Origin of the sequence: Streptomyces sp. NPDC002809, assembly GCF_040295435.1 — a bacterium.
Lineage (GTDB): Bacteria > Actinomycetota > Actinomycetes > Streptomycetales > Streptomycetaceae > Streptomyces.
In genome coordinates, this window is the sequence record NZ_JBEOVJ010000006.1 from 189,430 (window position 1) to 204,640 (window position 15,211).

Annotated in this window: 15 protein-coding genes; 8 read left to right on the plus strand and 7 right to left on the minus strand. The window is 70.6% G+C overall.

Translation table 11 applies throughout. The features are described from left to right. Window positions 1-116: 116 nt before the first annotated feature. Genes ABT025_RS06460 through pdhA form a run of 3 tightly spaced genes read right to left on the minus strand, consistent with a single transcriptional unit; the run spans window position 117 to window position 3,753 of the window. The gene (locus ABT025_RS06460; protein WP_350990506.1) at window positions 117-1,553 is read right to left on the minus strand and encodes a dihydrolipoamide acetyltransferase family protein; all 1,437 of its coding nucleotides are present in this window, start codon (window positions 1,551-1,553) and stop codon (window positions 117-119) included. Continuing rightward, on the minus strand, window positions 1,553-2,584 hold the full coding sequence (locus ABT025_RS06465) for an alpha-ketoacid dehydrogenase subunit beta (protein ID WP_326737364.1): 1,032 nt from the start codon (window positions 2,582-2,584) through the stop codon (window positions 1,553-1,555). Before ABT025_RS06465 ends, ABT025_RS06460 begins: the two co-directional genes overlap by 1 nt. After that, window positions 2,581-3,753 (minus strand): pyruvate dehydrogenase (acetyl-transferring) E1 component subunit alpha, encoded by a 1,173-nt coding sequence (pdhA, locus tag ABT025_RS06470; RefSeq protein WP_350990508.1) that lies wholly within the window; start codon window positions 3,751-3,753, stop codon window positions 2,581-2,583. The genes ABT025_RS06465 and pdhA overlap by 4 nt, the downstream gene beginning before the upstream one ends. Window positions 3,754-4,014: 261 nt before the next feature. Between pdhA and ABT025_RS06475 the strand changes: the two genes are divergently transcribed. Beyond that, complete coding sequence (locus ABT025_RS06475) at window positions 4,015-4,521, plus strand: Lrp/AsnC family transcriptional regulator (RefSeq protein WP_502971894.1); 507 nt, start codon at window positions 4,015-4,017, stop codon at window positions 4,519-4,521. Window positions 4,522-4,563: 42 nt separating this feature from the next. On the opposite strand, the gene ABT025_RS06480 is transcribed toward ABT025_RS06475, so the two are convergent. After that, on the minus strand, window positions 4,564-5,157 hold the full coding sequence (locus ABT025_RS06480; protein ID WP_350990512.1) for a TetR/AcrR family transcriptional regulator: 594 nt from the start codon (window positions 5,155-5,157) through the stop codon (window positions 4,564-4,566). 123 nt (window positions 5,158-5,280) lie between these two features. Here ABT025_RS06480 and paaN point away from each other — a divergent pair, with 123 nt between their 5' ends. Beyond that, complete coding sequence (gene paaN / locus ABT025_RS06485) at window positions 5,281-6,981, plus strand: phenylacetic acid degradation protein PaaN (RefSeq protein ID WP_350990514.1); 1,701 nt, start codon at window positions 5,281-5,283, stop codon at window positions 6,979-6,981. A gap of 298 nt (window positions 6,982-7,279) precedes the next feature. On the opposite strand, the gene ABT025_RS06490 is transcribed toward paaN, so the two are convergent. The 3 genes from ABT025_RS06490 to ABT025_RS06500 are packed head-to-tail and all read right to left on the minus strand — an operon-like array spanning window position 7,280 to window position 10,121. Continuing rightward, window positions 7,280-8,032: a TrmH family RNA methyltransferase gene (locus tag ABT025_RS06490; protein WP_350990516.1), complete on the minus strand. Its 753-nt coding sequence runs from the start codon at window positions 8,030-8,032 to the stop codon at window positions 7,280-7,282. Further along, on the minus strand, window positions 8,029-9,294 hold the full coding sequence (locus ABT025_RS06495; RefSeq protein WP_350990518.1) for an HTTM domain-containing protein: 1,266 nt from the start codon (window positions 9,292-9,294) through the stop codon (window positions 8,029-8,031). Before ABT025_RS06495 ends, ABT025_RS06490 begins: the two co-directional genes overlap by 4 nt. Beyond that, on the minus strand, window positions 9,291-10,121 hold the full coding sequence (locus ABT025_RS06500) for a DUF5819 family protein (RefSeq protein ID WP_350990520.1): 831 nt from the start codon (window positions 10,119-10,121) through the stop codon (window positions 9,291-9,293). Before ABT025_RS06500 ends, ABT025_RS06495 begins: the two co-directional genes overlap by 4 nt. 114 nt (window positions 10,122-10,235) lie before the next feature. Here ABT025_RS06500 and paaA point away from each other — a divergent pair, with 114 nt between their 5' ends. The 6 genes from paaA to ABT025_RS06530 all read left to right on the plus strand — a co-directional run bounded on the left by paaA (window position 10,236) and on the right by ABT025_RS06530 (window position 15,057). Continuing rightward, the gene (gene paaA, locus ABT025_RS06505) at window positions 10,236-11,240 is read left to right on the plus strand and encodes a 1,2-phenylacetyl-CoA epoxidase subunit PaaA (RefSeq protein WP_350990522.1); all 1,005 of its coding nucleotides are present in this window, start codon (window positions 10,236-10,238) and stop codon (window positions 11,238-11,240) included. Continuing rightward, complete coding sequence (paaB, locus tag ABT025_RS06510) at window positions 11,237-11,527, plus strand: 1,2-phenylacetyl-CoA epoxidase subunit PaaB (RefSeq protein ID WP_350990524.1); 291 nt, start codon at window positions 11,237-11,239, stop codon at window positions 11,525-11,527. The genes paaA and paaB overlap by 4 nt, the downstream gene beginning before the upstream one ends. After that, the gene (gene paaC / locus ABT025_RS06515; RefSeq protein WP_350990526.1) at window positions 11,524-12,225 is read left to right on the plus strand and encodes a 1,2-phenylacetyl-CoA epoxidase subunit PaaC; all 702 of its coding nucleotides are present in this window, start codon (window positions 11,524-11,526) and stop codon (window positions 12,223-12,225) included. Before paaB ends, paaC begins: the two co-directional genes overlap by 4 nt. Continuing rightward, entirely contained in the window at window positions 12,219-12,725 is a 507-nt protein-coding gene (gene paaD / locus ABT025_RS06520; RefSeq protein WP_350990528.1) for a 1,2-phenylacetyl-CoA epoxidase subunit PaaD, read from the plus strand. Before paaC ends, paaD begins: the two co-directional genes overlap by 7 nt. Further along, entirely contained in the window at window positions 12,726-13,784 is a 1,059-nt protein-coding gene (locus tag ABT025_RS06525) for a 2Fe-2S iron-sulfur cluster-binding protein (protein WP_350990530.1), read from the plus strand. It abuts the gene before it with no gap. A gap of 115 nt (window positions 13,785-13,899) precedes the next feature. Continuing rightward, window positions 13,900-15,057, plus strand: a complete 1,158-nt coding sequence (locus tag ABT025_RS06530; protein WP_350990532.1) for an acyl-CoA dehydrogenase family protein — start codon at window positions 13,900-13,902, stop codon at window positions 15,055-15,057. Window positions 15,058-15,211: the final 154 nt, after the last annotated feature.

Consider the following 15,211-nt stretch of genomic DNA (forward strand, 5'->3'; position numbering starts at 1 on the left):
CCGGCCCCCGGCCCCCAACACCCAGCCCCCGCGCACAGCAGGGCCAACGTCCGGCCACGCGCCCCGCACCGGAACGACGCCTGAACGAACGCCTGGACAGCGCCCGGCCGTGCGCCCTACAGCGTCCGCAGCAGGACCGCCGGCTGCTCCACGCAGTCGGCCACGTAGCGCAGGAAGCCACCCGCCGTACCGCCGTCGCAGACCCGGTGGTCGAAGGTCAGCGAGAGCTGGACGACCCGTCGCACGGCCAGCTCGCCCTCGTACACCCACGGCTTGGGGACGATCCGGCCGACGCCGAGCATCGCCGCCTCCGGGTGGTTGATGATCGGCGTCGAGCCGTCGACCCCGAACACCCCGTAGTTGTTGAGCGTGAACGTGCCGCCGGTCAGCTCCGCCGGCTTCAGCGTCCCCGTCCTGGCCGCCTCGGTCAGCCGGGCGATCTCCGCCCCGATCGACTCCGTGTTGCGGCCCTGCGCATCCCGGACGACCGGAACGACCAGCCCGCGTTCGGTCTGGGCCGCGAACCCGAGGTGGACCTCCGGCAGCCGGACGATCTCACGCGCTTCCGTGTCCACCGTGGAGTTGAGCTCGGGATACCGCGCCAGGGCCGCCGTGCAGATACGGGCGAGGAGCGCGAGCACCGACACCTTCGGACCCGCGCCGGAACCGCCGGCGCCGTTCATCGCTGCCCGGGCCGCCATCAGCTCGGTGGCGTCGGCGTCCACCCAGCACGTGGCGTCTGGGATCTCGCGCCGGCTGCGCGCCAGCTTGTCGGCGACCGCGCCCCGTACACCGCGCAACGGAATCCGTTCGCCGACGGAACGTGCCGACGGCCCGGCAGCCACCGCGGTCCGGACCGCAGGCGTCGCGGTCTGTACCGCAGGCGCCCCGGCCGGCATCCCAGCCGGCGTCCCGGCCGATTCGGTGGCCGGGGCCGCAGCCGCCGACCGGATGGCGGACTCGACATCGGCGCGCAGAATCAGCCCGTCGGGCCCGGATCCCGCGAGCTGCCGCAGATCGAGGTCGTTCTGCCGCGCAAGCTTGCGCACCAGCGGGGAGACGACCGCGACCGGCCCCCGTACGCCCTCCGTACCCCGGCCTGAGACGGCAACCTCACCAGGAGCGGCGGAGGCAGAGGTGGCAGTAGCGACAGCGACAGCGGCGGGACCCGAAAGCCTCTCCGGCCTGACCCGCCGACGGCGAACCGGCGGCGCCCCGGTCCCGTATCCCACCAGCACATTCCCGGACCCGGACGGCTCCGCCCCAGCGGCCGCCGCACCGGAGCCGGCGCCGGTCACCGGTTCCACGCTCCCGACAGCGACGGTCAGCAGCGGTGCACCGACGGGCAGTTCCGTGCCTTCGTCGCCGAAGCGCGCGGTCACCACGCCCCCGTACGGGCACGGCACCTCCACCATCGCCTTGGCCGTCTCGACCTCGACGACCGGCTGGTCGATGGCGACGACGTCGCCGACCTCCACCAGCCAGCGCACGATCTCCGCCTCGGTCAGCCCCTCACCGAGATCCGGAAGCTTGAACTCAAGCACCTGAGCCATCAGTTGTCCGCCTCCCACTGCAGCCGTGCGACGGCATCAAGCACCCGGTCCACACCCGGCAGATGGTGGCGCTCCTGCATCGGCGGCGGATACGGGATGTCGAACCCGGCGACGCGCAGCACCGGCGCCTCCAGATGGTGGAAACAGCGCTCGGTGATCCGGGCGGCGATCTCACCGCCCGGGCCGCCGAAGCCGGTGGACTCATGGACGACGACCGCGCGCCCGGTGCGCCGCACTGATGCGGCGACGGTCTCGTCGTCGAACGGCACCAGCGACCGCAGGTCCACGACTTCGAGGTCCCAGCCCTCCTCGACAGCGGCCTGCGCCGCCTCCATGCAGACCGGTAGCGAAGGCCCGTACGTGATCAGCGTCGCGCTGCGCCCGGGGCGGCGCACGACCGCCCGTCCGATGGGCTCGACCGCGGCGGGCGCCTGCGGCGACCAGTCCGCCTTCGACCAGTAGAGCCGCTTGGGCTCGAGGAAGACCACCGGGTCGTCGGACGCGATCGAGGCCCTCAGCAGCCCGTACGCGTCCTCGACCGTGGCGGGCGTGACGACGTGGAGACCAGGGGTCGCCATGTAGTACGCCTCCGAGGAGTCGCTGTGGTGCTCGACGCCGCCGATTCCGCCGCCGTAGGGGACGCGGACCGTGATGGGCAGCGGCATCGCGCCCCCGGTCCGGTTCCGCATCTTGGCGACATGGCTGATGAGCTGCTCGAACGCCGGATAGGCGAAGGCGTCGAACTGCATCTCCACGACGGGCCTGAGCCCGTACATCGCCATGCCGACGGCCGCCCCGAGGATGCCGGCCTCGGCCAGCGGGGTGTCGGTGCACCGCTCGTCGCCGAACTCCTTCGCCAGGCCGTCGGTGATCCGGAAGACCCCGCCGAGCGTCCCGACATCCTCGCCGAGGACGTGCACTGAGGGGTCCTCGGCCATCGAGTCGCGCAGCGCGCGCCCGAGTGCCTGCGCCATGGTCGCGGGCTTGGCCTTCGCCGTCCGCTCCCGGGCCGTGGCCGCTGCGGTGGTCATCGCCCTGCACCCCTGTCGTCCGTGCTGCGCTCGTCGTGCTGGTCGTGCTCCGCTTCCAGCTCGACCCGCAGGCGGGCCGCCTGTTCGCGCAGTTGCGTGGTCTGCTCCGCGTACACATGGGCGAAGAGGTCCATCGGGTCGAGCACCGGGTCCGCGTTCATCCGTTCCCTCAGCTGCGCCGCCATCTGTTCCGCGGCCACGCGCGCCTCCTCGATGCCGTCGTCGCCGAGCAGTCCGCGCCCGGTCAGCTCACGCTCCATGAGCTGGACCGGATCGTGTGCCCGCCAGGCCTCGACCTCGCTGTCGCCGCGGTAGCGCGTCGCGTCGTCGGCGTTCGTGTGCGCGTCCATGCGGTAGGTGACAGCCTCCACGAGCGTCGGGCCGCCGCCACTCCTGGCCCGTGCCACCGCCTCGGCGAGCACCTGGTGCACGGCGGCCGCGTCATTGCCGTCGACCAGCCGGCCGGGCATCCCGTACCCCACGGCCTTGTGGGCCAGGGACGGTGCCGCGGTCTGCTTGGCCAGGGGTACGGAGATGGCGAAGCCGTTGTTCTGCACGAGGAAGACGACCGGGGCCCGCCAGACGGCCGCGAAGTTCAGCGCCTCGTGGAAGTCGCCCTCGCTGGTGCCGCCGTCACCGACCATGGCGAGCGCCACCACGTCGTCCCCCTTGAGCCGCGCCGCGTGGGCCAGACCCACGGCATGCGGCAGTTGGGTGGCGAGCGGGGTGCACAGCGGGGCGATGCGGTGCTCGCGCGGGTCGTACCCGGTGTGCCGGTCGCCGCGCAGCAGGGTCAGGGCCTCGACCGGGTCCAGTCCCCGCACCACGGCCGCGAGCGTGTCGCGGTAGCTGGGAAAGAGCCAGTCCCGCTCCTCCAGCACCAGGGCGGCCGCGATCTCGCAGGCCTCCTGTCCGGTGCTCGACGGGTAGACGGCGAGCCGGCCCTGCTTGGTGAGGGCGGTCGCCTGTGCGTTGTACCGCCGGCCGCGCACGAGCTCCGCGTAGAGCCTCAGCAGCAGCTCGGGGTCCGCGTCGGCCACGGCGTCCGTACCGAGCACGCGGTACGGCTCGGGGTCCGGGAGCAGGGGCGCGGGATCGGTGAGCGGCTTCCAGGCCGGGGGCGGCGTGGGCCGGTAGGCGGCCGCGCCGGGCAGCTCTTGGACCGTCATGACAAGCACCTCCTGGCGTCGAGGGGTATCGAACGACATCCGCGGCACCGGGGGTGCCCGGTGCCGAGGGGTGTTGATATATGTCGAAATAACGAAAGCCGTGCGAGGCACGAATGTGGTGCGCCTCACCTACCGATTGTTCGGTCGCGAGCGCATTTTGGCTACAGGCACCGCCAGCCTGTGGACAAACGGTTCTCCACAGCCTGGGATGGGCACAGGTCGTCCAGGACGGGAAGGCACGCGAACATGGCAGCTGAACAAATGGCCGACGGGGGCGAGGAGCCCGGCCGGATTCCCCCGGCACGCCCGCTCGACGCCGTCGACGACGCCATCCTCCGACTGCTCCAGACGGACGGTCGCGCCTCGATACGGTCGGTGGCCGACCGCGTCCATGTGTCGCGGGCCAACGCGTACGCCCGGATCAACCGGCTCATCGACGACGGTGTGATCCGCGGCTTCAGCGCGCGGGTGAACCATGAGCGGGCGGGGCAGGGAGCCTCCGCGTACATCACGCTCAAGATCGTCCAGAATTCCTGGCGCACCGTGCGGGAGCAGCTCCAGGCCCTGCCCGGGGCCACGCACATCGCGCTGGTCAGCGGCGACTTCGACGTCCTGCTGCTGGTGCACACCCCGGACAACCGGTCGCTGCGCGAGCTGGTCCTGACGAGAATCCAGGCCATTCCGGAGGTGCTCTCCACCCGCACACTGCTGGTGTTCGAGGAGACGGATCTGGGACCGGGCTCCGACCGGCCCACGGAACTCACCTGAGTCGGGACACCCGCCAGGACACCCCTCTCCGGGGGCGACGGGTCAGCGGCTGGACTTCATGCCTTCGAAAGCCAGCTGCACGACGGTGTCGGCGAGCCGCTCCCCCTCCGCGCCGCCGTCCGGCAGCGGCCGGAACCACTCCACCAGCGAGTTGACCATCCCGAACAGCAGCCGCGTCGCCAGCCGTATGTCCACGTCGGAGCGGAGATCACCGTCCGCGACCGCCGCCTTGAGCAGATCGGCCACGCGCTGGTCGAACTCACGCCGCCGCTCGAGCGCCCAGCGCTCGGTCTTCGTGTTGCCCCGCACCCGCAGCAGCAGCGTGACGTAGGGCAGTTCGGCTATCAGCACCTCGACGGTGCGCCGCGTGACGTACTCGACGCGCTCGATCGCACGGCCCCGCGTCGCACCGGACTCGTCGAGGATGCCGAAGAGCCCTTCCAGCGCCCGGCTTACCGCGCGCCGCAGCAGCTCTTCCTTGCCGGCGACATGGTGGTAGATGGACGACTTGGAGATACCCGCCGCCTTCGACAGGTGCTCCATCGACGTGCCGTCGTAGCCGCGCTCGTTGAAGACACGGACGGCGACGGTGAGCAGAGTCTCCGGGGTGTACGTGTCCCGCTTGGCCGTGGTCATGCCCGCGATCCTCCCCTACGAGTTGTCCACAGGTTTCGTGGGCCCCCTTGTCCCGACCGATCGTTCGGTTACTCTAACTCTGTCCGCCCGCCCCTGCCCAGCTCGATGAGGAGTTGGTCCGTCATGGCCGCCGAGCTCTCCCCGCACCTGCTGTCCGAGAAGCACCGCCCCACGCTCGACCAGGCCCTCGACGCGATCCGCTCGCGTGCCTACTGGTCGCCGCATCCCGAGCACCCGAAGGCCTACGGCGAGGGCGGCGCGCCCGGCAGCCTGGGCGCCGCCGAGGGCAAGGCCGCCTTCGACGCGGTGCTGCACACCCGTCTCGACCTGGGCCAGCCCGGGACCGACGGGTGGACGGGCGGCGAGATCTCTCCGTACGGTCCGGAGCTGGCCGTCGAGTATCCGCACGCCGACCTCGACGTACTGCTCCCCGCGATGCGCGCGGGTATCCCCGCCTGGCGGGAGGCCGGCCCGGAGACCAGGGCTCTGGTCTGCCTGGAGATCCTGGCGCGGATCAGCGCCCGCACCCATGAATTCGGCCACGCGGTGATGCACACCAGCGGACAGGCCTTCATGATGGCGTTCCAGGCCGGCGGCCCGCACGCCCAGGACCGCGGTCTGGAGGCGGTGGCGTACGCGTACGAGGAACAGATGCGCGCGCCCCGGAGCGCCGACTGGTCGAAGCCGCAGGGCAAGCGCGACCCGATCGAGCTGCACAAGACGTTCACCGCGGCCGGACGCGGCATCTCGCTGCTGATCGGCTGCAACACCTTCCCCACGTGGAACGGCTACCCGGGCCTCTTCGCCTCCCTCGCCACCGGCAATCCGGTCCTGGTCAAGCCGCACCCCCGCGCGGTGCTGCCGCTGGCCCTCACCGTCCAGCTGGCACGCGAGGTGCTCACCGAGGCGGGCTTCGACCCCAACCTGGTCGCGCTGGCCGCCGAGCACCCGGGCGAGGGCATCGCCAAGACCCTGGCAGTCCGCCCGGAGATCAGGATCATCGACTACACCGGCTCCACCGAATTCGGTGACTGGCTGGAGGCCAACGCCCGCCAGGCGCAGGTGTACACGGAGAAGGCCGGGGTCAACACGATCGTCCTCGACTCCACGGACGACTACCGCGGCATGCTGGCCAACCTTGCGTTCTCGCTCTCCCTCTACAGCGGCCAGATGTGCACCACACCGCAGAACCTCCTGATCCCGCGGGACGGCATCACCACGGACGTCGGCGACAAGTCGTACGACGACGTGGTCACCGATGTCGCCGCGGCCGTCACCGGACTCCTGGGTGACGACGCCCGGGCGAACGGCCTGCTGGGCGCCCTGGTCAACCCGGCGGTGAAGGCCCGCCTGGAGGCGGCCGCACAGCTGGGCGAAGTGGCTCTGCCCTCGCGGGAAGTCGCCAACCCGGACTTCCCCGAAGCAGTCGTCCGCACACCGCTGATCGTCAAGCTCGACGGCAGCAAGCCGGACGACGATTCGCCGTACCTGTCGGAGTGCTTCGGCCCGGTCGCGTTCGCGGTCGCCGTCGATTCGACGGCGGATGCGGTCGAACTGCTGCGCCGCACCATCCGCGACAAGGGGGCGATGACGGTCGGCGCCTACACCACCTCACCGGAGGTGGAGCGCGCGGTGGAGGACGTCTGTCTGGACGAGTCGGCCCAGCTCTCCCTGAATCTGACCGGCGGGGTGTACGTCAACCAGACGGCGGCGTTCTCCGATTTCCACGGTTCGGGAGGAAACCCCGCGGCAAACGCGGCGCTGTGCGACGGAGCCTTCGTCTCCAACCGCTTCCGCACCCTGGAAGTCCGCCGCCAACGCTGAACCCCCGACCCAACCCACCGAACGCTTTCGGGCCATGGCCCGGCCCTTACCCCCCTGGCCGGACCCTTCCCGCCCTGGCCGGACCCATCTCGACCTGGCCGGACCCTTCCGGCCCTTGGCCGGACCCTTCCGGTCCACCGAGCCCCTTCCCGGCCCTTCCGGCCCCTTCCCGGCCCTTCCGGCCCCCTCCTCAGCCCCTCCGGCGTTTGAGGAGCGGGGTCCGGGGCGGAGCCCCGGTTACGGGAAGGGGCGGGCAGGGGACAGAGCCCGCAGCAGGCGCACCCCACCCTCCCGTCCCCTACGCCCCCGCGCCCGCATCCGCATCCGCCCCCGGAATATCCGCATACCGCTGCACCCACGCATGCATCGCGATCGCCGCCGCTGCCCCCGCGTTGATCGACCGCGTCGACCCGAACTGCGCAATCGAGCACACCATCGAGGCGTGCTTGCGAGCCTCCTCGGTCAGCCCGGGCCCCTCCTGCCCGAACAGCAGCACACACCGCCGCGGCAGCACGGTCCGCTCCAGCGGCACCGCGCCCGGCAGATTGTCGATGCCGATGATCGGCAGTCCTTCGGCCGCCGCCCACGCGGTCAGATCGGCGGTGTCCGGGTGGTGGCGGACGTGCTGGTAGCGGTCGGTGACCATCGCTCCGCGACGGTTCCAGCGCCGCCGCCCCACGATGTGCACCTCCTTGGCGAGGAAGGCGTTCGCGGTGCGTACGACGGAGCCGATGTTGAAGTCGTGGCCCCAGTTCTCCACCGCCACGTGAAAGTCGTGCCGCCGCAGATCGAGATCGGCGACGATCGCTTCCCGGGTCCAATAGCGGTATGCATCGCCCACGTTGCGCCGGTCGCCGTGGGCGAGCAGCTCGGGGTCGTACCGCTCGCCGACGGGCCAGGGCAGGGGATGCGGCCCGACGCCGATCTCCGTCCCGAACCCCTCGTCGTACTGTGCCGGCTCACCCGTCGCCGACTCCACGGACGGATCGGCCGCCCCGCCCGCGCCACCGGTGCTGCTCGTGCTGCCTGTACTGCCTGTCTCACTGCTCACCCGACGAGCGTATGGCCCCCGTCTTCGCGGTGCTGCCACGCCTCCCGGTCCTCGACGCCGGCACCGGCCCCAGCACCGGCAGCGTCCTCACCCGCACCGTCCCGCGGGCCCGGCACCTTGCCGCGCCGCCGGAACAGCAGATCCCGCCCGAGGACCGTCTTCCCTCCGAGCCACACCAGGAAGACGGTCGGCAGGAAGACGGAGTCCGCGGCGATCATGGCCATCGAGAAGAAGGGGAGCCCCAGAAGCAGGGCGATACCGAGGTGCTCGCAGATCATCGCCACGAGCAGCACGTTCTTGACGCGCCGGTTGAACAGAGTGAAGGGGAAGGCGACCTGCACGGCGACCGTGGCGTACGTCAGCACCATCACCATCAAACCGTTCGACGCGAGAAGCTCCGAGAGGCCGGGCCAGGGCGTGAAGTAGTCAAGATTGAGCGGGTAGTACAGCGCGGTGCCGTCCTGCCAGCGCGAACCCTGGATCTTGTACCAGCCCGCGGTCGCGTAGATCAGGCAGACCTCAGCCATGATCACGACGAGTGTGGCGTTGTGAGCGAGGTTGGCGATGACGTCGAGCAGAGTGCGCGGCTCGCTGTGCGGTGCGTACCGGTTCACGGCCCACCAGACGCCGTGGCCGATCCACAGGATCCAGAAGAAGACCGGCAGCCAGGCGGTCCCGCCCAGGTTCCCCGTCACCGTGGCCCCGCAGAGGACCGCGCCGAAAGCCACCCACAGCAGCGGACCGGCCACACCACCGGCCGGGCGAGGGTCCTCCCTGGACGCCCGCCGTGCACGGCGGGCGTCCAGGGACCAGACCTGTCCGCACCGGGTCAGCACCAGATAGATCGCCATGAGGTGGATGACGTTGTCGCCGCCGTCGCCCATGAAGATGCTGCGGTTCTGCAGGGAGAGCACACCGACCATGAACAGCACGGACATGGCCCGGGTGTGCCAGCCCACCATCAGCAGTGCGGAGGCGACGAGTGCCAGCGCGTACACGACCTCGAACCAGACGGCGCTGTCCGACCACATCAGCGTGGTGAAGGCCTGATTGCCGGAGATGAGCTGCTGCCCCATGTCCCAGCGCCACGGGGCGTCGGGGCCGTACATCTCGCGTCGGTGCGGAATTTCGCGCAGCAGGAACAGGAGGTACGTGGCGGAGAAACCGATCCGGATGACAGCGCTCTGGTGCCGCCCCAGGGATGCGGCGGTGATGCGCTGGATACCGCGGGCGAGCGTGCGGTCGAAGCCGGGTGTGCTCACTGGTCCGCCTCCTCGGAGTCGGCCTCGGGGAGGTCGGCCGCGGTGACGGTCCACCAGGGCAGCACCCGGTAGGAGGGTTTGGTGCTGATCTTCTCCCCACTCCACGCGGGGGCCGCGACCGACCGGGACTCGGACCGGACCTGGATCCTCAGAACGTCGCCGCCGTAGTCGTGCTCACTGAGGCGCAGCATCACGATGCGCCGGATGTACTGCTCGGAAAGTTTGCCGCGCAGGCCGTTGGCCCGGTTCTGACTGTCGTGCGAGCCGAGGTAGAAGTCCCAGCCCCGGCGGAGTTCGTTCTGCTGGACGTGGCTGGGCAGCAGATTGCCGCGTATCGCCTTGCCGTCCTCGCCGGAGAGGTTCATCCAGGGGGTGGTCCGTCTTTTGTCGGGGCCGGATATCTCGGCGCGCACGTGCACGGCGATGTTCTGTTGCAGAGGGTTGGGAGCGAAGAGCTTCCAGTTCTGCTCGAACTCGGGGTAGATCCATTGATCGATCACCTTGCCGTGCTGCTTGGTCAGCGTGTTCGACGGCGCGACGTGCAGGAACACCATGGCCAGCTGTGTGCAGGCAATCAGCCCGATCACCGACAGCGCGACAGCGGCGACGACCTGGTACGGGAACGAGAGCCCGGCCATTCCGACGCGCGGCTCGGCGCCGGTGGGGTGGTGGTCCGCATCAGCGCTCAGGCCCGGATCGGTAAGGGGCTCGGGAACGGTACGGGGTTCGGGAACGGTCAGCGCATCGGAGTCGCCCCCGGCCTCGCCCCCGCCGCCGACCTTCCCACCGACACCCCCGCCGACGCCCTTGTCGTCGTACGAATCCATCCCGCCCCGATCCCCGTCGATCCCGGTCAGTTATCCACAGGGTTGACACCCTACGGGCCGCAGACTCACCATTGAAGACATTGAACCGAACGATCGGTCGGTAGGGAGTCCGGGATGGCGGCAGTGACTGCGGGCCAGACAGCGCAGGCGACAGCAGGCAGCACCGACGGGGCGGACGGGGCCCTGGAGGCGGCATTCGACGCCGCGGTGGCGGCAGACGAGCGCATCGAGCCGCGCGACTGGATGCCCGACGCCTACCGCGCCTCACTGGTCAGGCAAATGGCCCAGCACGCCCACTCCGAGATCATCGGCATGCAGCCGGAGGCCAACTGGATCACCCGCGCCCCCTCGCTGCGCCGCAAGGCCATCCTGATGGCCAAGGTGCAGGACGAGGCGGGACACGGGCTGTATCTGTACAGCGCGGCGGAGACCCTCGGCACGAGCCGCGAGGAGCTGCTCGACAAGCTGCACGCGGGGCGCCAGCGGTATTCATCGATCTTCAACTACCCGACCCTGACCTGGGCGGACGTCGGCGCGATCGGCTGGCTCGTGGACGGCGCCGCGATCACCAACCAGGTCCCTCTCTGCCGCTGCTCCTACGGCCCCTACGCCCGGGCCATGGTCCGCATCTGCAAGGAGGAGTCCTTCCACCAGCGCCAGGGCTACGAGCTGCTGCTCGCCCTCGGCCACGGGACACCGGCGCAGCACGAGATGGCCCAGGACGCCGTGAACCGGTGGTGGTGGCCGTCCCTGATGATGTTCGGCCCGCCGGACGACGCCTCGTCGCATTCGGCGCAGTCGATGACCTGGAAGATCAAGCGTCATTCCAACGACGAGCTGCGACAGCGCTTCGTGGACATCTGCGTGCCGCAGGCCGAGGTCCTGGGCCTCACCCTCCCCGACCCGGACCTCCGGTGGAACGAGGAGCGCGGTCAGCACGATTTCGGGGCGATCGACTGGACGGAGTTCCAGGAGGTCCTGAAGGGCAACGGGCCGTGCAACGAGCAGCGCCTCACCCAGCGCCGCCGGGCTCACGAGGAAGGCGCCTGGGTCCGGGACGCAGCCGCCGCGTACGCACAGAAGCACACGGATGTACCGAACGGGGAGGCGACAGCATGAGCAGCTCGACCGACTGGCCGCTGTGGGAGGTGTTCGTGCGCTCGCGGCGCGGGCTCTCCCACACCCACGCCGGCAGCCTGCACGCCCCGGACGCCGAGATGGCCCTGCGCAACGCACGCGATCTGTACACGCGCCGCTCCGAGGGCGTCTCCCTCTGGGTGGTGCCGTCCAGCCAGATCACAGCGTCCTCGCCGGACGAGAAGGACACGTTCTTCGAACCGTCGGGTGACAAGCCCTACCGGCACCCGACGTTCTACGCGATCCCGGACGGGGTGAAGCACCTGTGACCGCGGCCCTCGCGCTCGGCGACGACGCACTGGTGCTGTCGCACCGGCTGGGGGAGTGGGCGGGCCATGCCCCCGTGCTGGAGGAGGAGCTCGCCCTCGCCAACATCGCCCTGGATCTGCTGGGCCAGGCCCGGGTCCTGCTCTCCCTGACAGGCAACGAGGACGAGCTGGCGTACCTGCGCGAGGAGCGCGCCTTCCGCAACGTCCAGCTGGTCGAGCAGCCGAACGGCGACTTCGCCCACACCATCGCCCGTCAGCTGTACTTCTCCGTCCACCAGCACGGGCTGTACGAGCAACTGGCGACCGGCGAAGGCGAGTTCGCCGGGCTGGCGGCCAAGGCCGTCAAGGAGGTGGCCTACCACCGGGACCACGCCGAGCAGTGGACCCTGCGCCTCGGTGACGGCACGGCAGAGAGCCATGAGCGCATGCAGCGCGGGGTGGACGCCCTGTGGCGCTACACCGGCGAGCTGTTCCAGCCCGTCGAAGGCGTGGACGTGGACTGGCAGGCGCTGCACAGCCGCTGGCTGGACTCCATCACCGCCGTGCTGGAACGGGCCACGCTGACCGTGCCGGCCGGGCCCCAGTCCGGCGCCTGGACGGCCGGCGCCGGCCGGCAGGGAATCCACACGGAGCCCTTCGGCCGGATGATCGCCGAGATGCAGCACCTGCACCGCAGCCATCCGGGGGCGTCATGGTGACCTGGACGGCCCTGGAGGAGGAGCTGCGCAGCCTGGCGGGCGCCGTCCCCGATCCGGAGCTGCCCGTACTGACCCTGGAGGAGCTGGGCGTGCTCCGGGGCGTGGAGGTGCTGGCACCGGGCCGCGTCACGGTACGGCTCACTCCGACCTACACCGGCTGCCCCGCGATAGAGGCCATGTCCACGGACATCGAGCGGGTGCTGCACGACCACGGCATGATCGAGGTCTCCGTGGTCACCGTCCTCTCCCCGGCCTGGTCCACGGACGACATCAGCGCGGAAGGACGGCGCAAGCTCGCCGAGTTCGGCATCGCGCCCCCGCGGCCGCACGACGCCGCGTCCCCCTCCGCAGGGCCTGTCCCCCTCACCCTGTCGGTGCACTGTCCGCACTGCGGCTCGACCGACACGGAGCTTCTGAGCAGGTTCTCGTCGACGGCCTGCAAGGCACTGCGCCGCTGCGTGTCGTGCCGTGAACCGTTCGACCACTTCAAGGAGTTGTAGATGTTCCATCCGCTCCGGGTCAGCGCGATCGAGCGGCTCACGGACGATTCGGTGGCCGTCACCTTCGCCGTGCCGCCCCAGCTTCGCGAGACCTTCCGCCACAAGCCCGGCCAGCATCTCAATGTCCGCTACACCGTCGGTGGCGAGGAGATCCGGCGCTCGTACTCGATCTGCGCACCGGCCACCGAGCAGCCTGCCGAGCCGGCGCTGCGGGTGGGCATCCGGCTCGTCGACGGCGGTGCGTTCTCCACGTACGCGCTCAAGGAGCTGGCGGTCGGCGACCAGGTCGAGGCGATGCCCCCGATGGGGCGTTTCGTGCTCGCGCCGCGAGCCGGGCAGTTCGCGGCGATCGTCGGCGGAAGCGGCATCACCCCGGTGCTGTCCATCGCGGCGACTCTGCTGGCCCGGGAGACCGATGCCTCGTTCTGCCTGATCCGGAGCGACCGGACCGCCGCGTCGACGATGTTCCTGGACGAGGTCGCCGACCTCAAAGACCGCTATCCGGACCGATTCCAGCTGGTCACCGCGCTCTCCCGGGAGGAACAGCAGGCGGGCCTCCCTTCCGGCAGGCTGGATCGCGAAAGGCTCACCGACCTGCTGCCGGCACTGCTTCCGGTGGCTGAGGTCGAGGGCTGGTACCTGTGCGGTCCGCTCGGCCTGGTCAGGGCCGCCGAGGGTGCGCTGCACGGTCTGGGCGTCGCCCGGACCCGTATCCACCAGGAGATCTTCCACGTCGAGGACAGCCCCGACGCCGCCACCCGGCCACGGGTCGAGGCCTCCGCCCACAGCACGCTCACGGCAACCCTGGACGGCCGCTCGGGCACGTGGCCGGTGCAAGAGGGTGAGTCGCTGCTGGACACGGTGCTCCGCAGCCGTTCCGACGCGCCGTACGCCTGCAAGGGCGGTGTGTGCGGGACCTGCCGGGCCTTCCTGGTCTCGGGCGAGGTTCGGATGGACCGCAACTTCGCGCTGGAGCCGGAGGAGACGGACGCGGGATATGTGCTGGCCTGCCAGTCCCGTCCGGTGACCGGGGAGGTGAAGCTCGACTTCGACCGCTGACCCGTGGCGGCCGGCGGCGCGGCGGCCGCACTGTTCCCTTCTTGTAGAACCTGTTCTATCTTGACGATCCGTCAGGTCCGGGTACGGGCGCAGCGGTTCGCGGGAGGCCAGGACAGTGGACTTCACCTTCACCGAGGAACAGCAGGCAGCCATCGAGGCGGCACGTGCCGTTTTCTCGGGCGTCGCCGTCGATGCGGTGCCCAGCCCCGCGCTCGTACCGGGGGCGGTGGCCGAGGACATCGACCGGCCGCTGTGGGCCGGACTCGCCGCCGGCGACCTCCTGAGCCTGACGCTGGAGCCGGAGCACGGCGGGGCGGGCCTCGATCTGGTCGCGTTGTGCCTGGTGCTGCGCGAGTCGGCGAAGGTACTCGCCCGGGTTCCGTTGCTGGAGACGTGCGCGGTCGCGATGGCGCTCCAGCGTTACGGCGACCGGGGACTGGCGGCTGAGCTGCTGCCGCGCATCGGCCGGGGGGACCTGGTTCTGACGGTCGGCGCCAACGGCCGCACCGGCCACGACCCGGCCGAACTCGCCGTCACCGCGCGTCTCGACGCCGCCGACGGCGGCACCGGCGTCGGGGCGCACTGGATACTCGACGGGGTGCAGTCGGCGGTGCCGTGGGCCCAGGCCGCGGACTGGATCGCGGTTCCCGCCCACACGGGGGACAACCGGGCTGTCCTGGCCCTGATCCACCGCGGCCACGAAGGCCTCACCATCGCCGAGCAGGTCTCCACCAACGGCGAGCTCTTCGGCGAGGTGGGGCTGGAGGCTGTGCGGATCGAGGCCCGCCAGCTGATCGACGCGGCCGATGCCTGGGAGTGGCTGCGCTCCCTGCTCACCACCGGGACGTGCGCACTCGCGCTGGGCCTCGGCGAGGCCGTCCTGGCCATGACGAGCGAGTACACGGGCAAGCGCGAGCAGTTCGGCTTCCCCGTGGCGACCTTCCAAGCCGTCGCCGTACAGGCTGCGGACCGCTATATCGATCTGAGGGCCATGGAGGTGACCCTCTGGCAGGCGGCCTGGCGGATCGACGCCGGCGGGACCGGCGCGCTGCCACCGGCAGCCGATGTCGCGGTGGCGAAGATCTGGGCGTCCAACGGGGTCCGTCGGGTCGTGCAGACGGCGCAGCACCTGCACGGCGGCTTCGGCGCGGACACCGACTACCCCTTGCACCGCTTCCACGCCTGGGCGAAGCAGATCGAGCTCTCCCTCGGGCCGGCAGCGGCCCACGAGGAGGCCTTGGGCGACCTGCTGGCCGCACATCCCCTCAACTGACACCACCGGACCGGCCCACGACCGCGCATGGCCCGGAACGTCCACGGGCCCTGCCCGGCGACCTAAGGGCTGTCCCGTAATCCGTGGTGGATCAGCGCGCGGCGTCAGATGCGGTGCATCGCAAGGCGGAGGAGCGTCCGCATACTGGATGTAT

Bases quoted from the DNA above. Each gene is read 5' to 3' on its own strand.
- ABT025_RS06460 (WP_350990506.1), bottom strand. From the start codon at position 1,553: ATGGCTCAGGTGCTTGAGTTCAAGCTTCCGGATCTCGGTGAGGGGCTG.
- ABT025_RS06465 (WP_326737364.1), bottom strand. From the start codon at position 2,584: ATGACCACCGCAGCGGCCACGGCCCGGGAGCGGACGGCGAAGGCCAAG.
- pdhA (WP_350990508.1), bottom strand. From the start codon at position 3,753: ATGACGGTCCAAGAGCTGCCCGGCGCGGCCGCCTACCGGCCCACGCCG.
- ABT025_RS06475 (WP_502971894.1), top strand. From the start codon at position 4,015: ATGGCCGACGGGGGCGAGGAGCCCGGCCGGATTCCCCCGGCACGCCCG.
- ABT025_RS06480 (WP_350990512.1), bottom strand. From the start codon at position 5,157: ATGACCACGGCCAAGCGGGACACGTACACCCCGGAGACTCTGCTCACC.
- paaN (WP_350990514.1), top strand. From the start codon at position 5,281: ATGGCCGCCGAGCTCTCCCCGCACCTGCTGTCCGAGAAGCACCGCCCC.
- ABT025_RS06500 (WP_350990520.1), bottom strand. From the start codon at position 10,121: ATGGATTCGTACGACGACAAGGGCGTCGGCGGGGGTGTCGGTGGGAAG.
- paaA (WP_350990522.1), top strand. From the start codon at position 10,236: ATGGCGGCAGTGACTGCGGGCCAGACAGCGCAGGCGACAGCAGGCAGC.
- paaB (WP_350990524.1), top strand. From the start codon at position 11,237: ATGAGCAGCTCGACCGACTGGCCGCTGTGGGAGGTGTTCGTGCGCTCG.
- paaD (WP_350990528.1), top strand. From the start codon at position 12,219: ATGGTGACCTGGACGGCCCTGGAGGAGGAGCTGCGCAGCCTGGCGGGC.
- ABT025_RS06525 (WP_350990530.1), top strand. From the start codon at position 12,726: ATGTTCCATCCGCTCCGGGTCAGCGCGATCGAGCGGCTCACGGACGAT.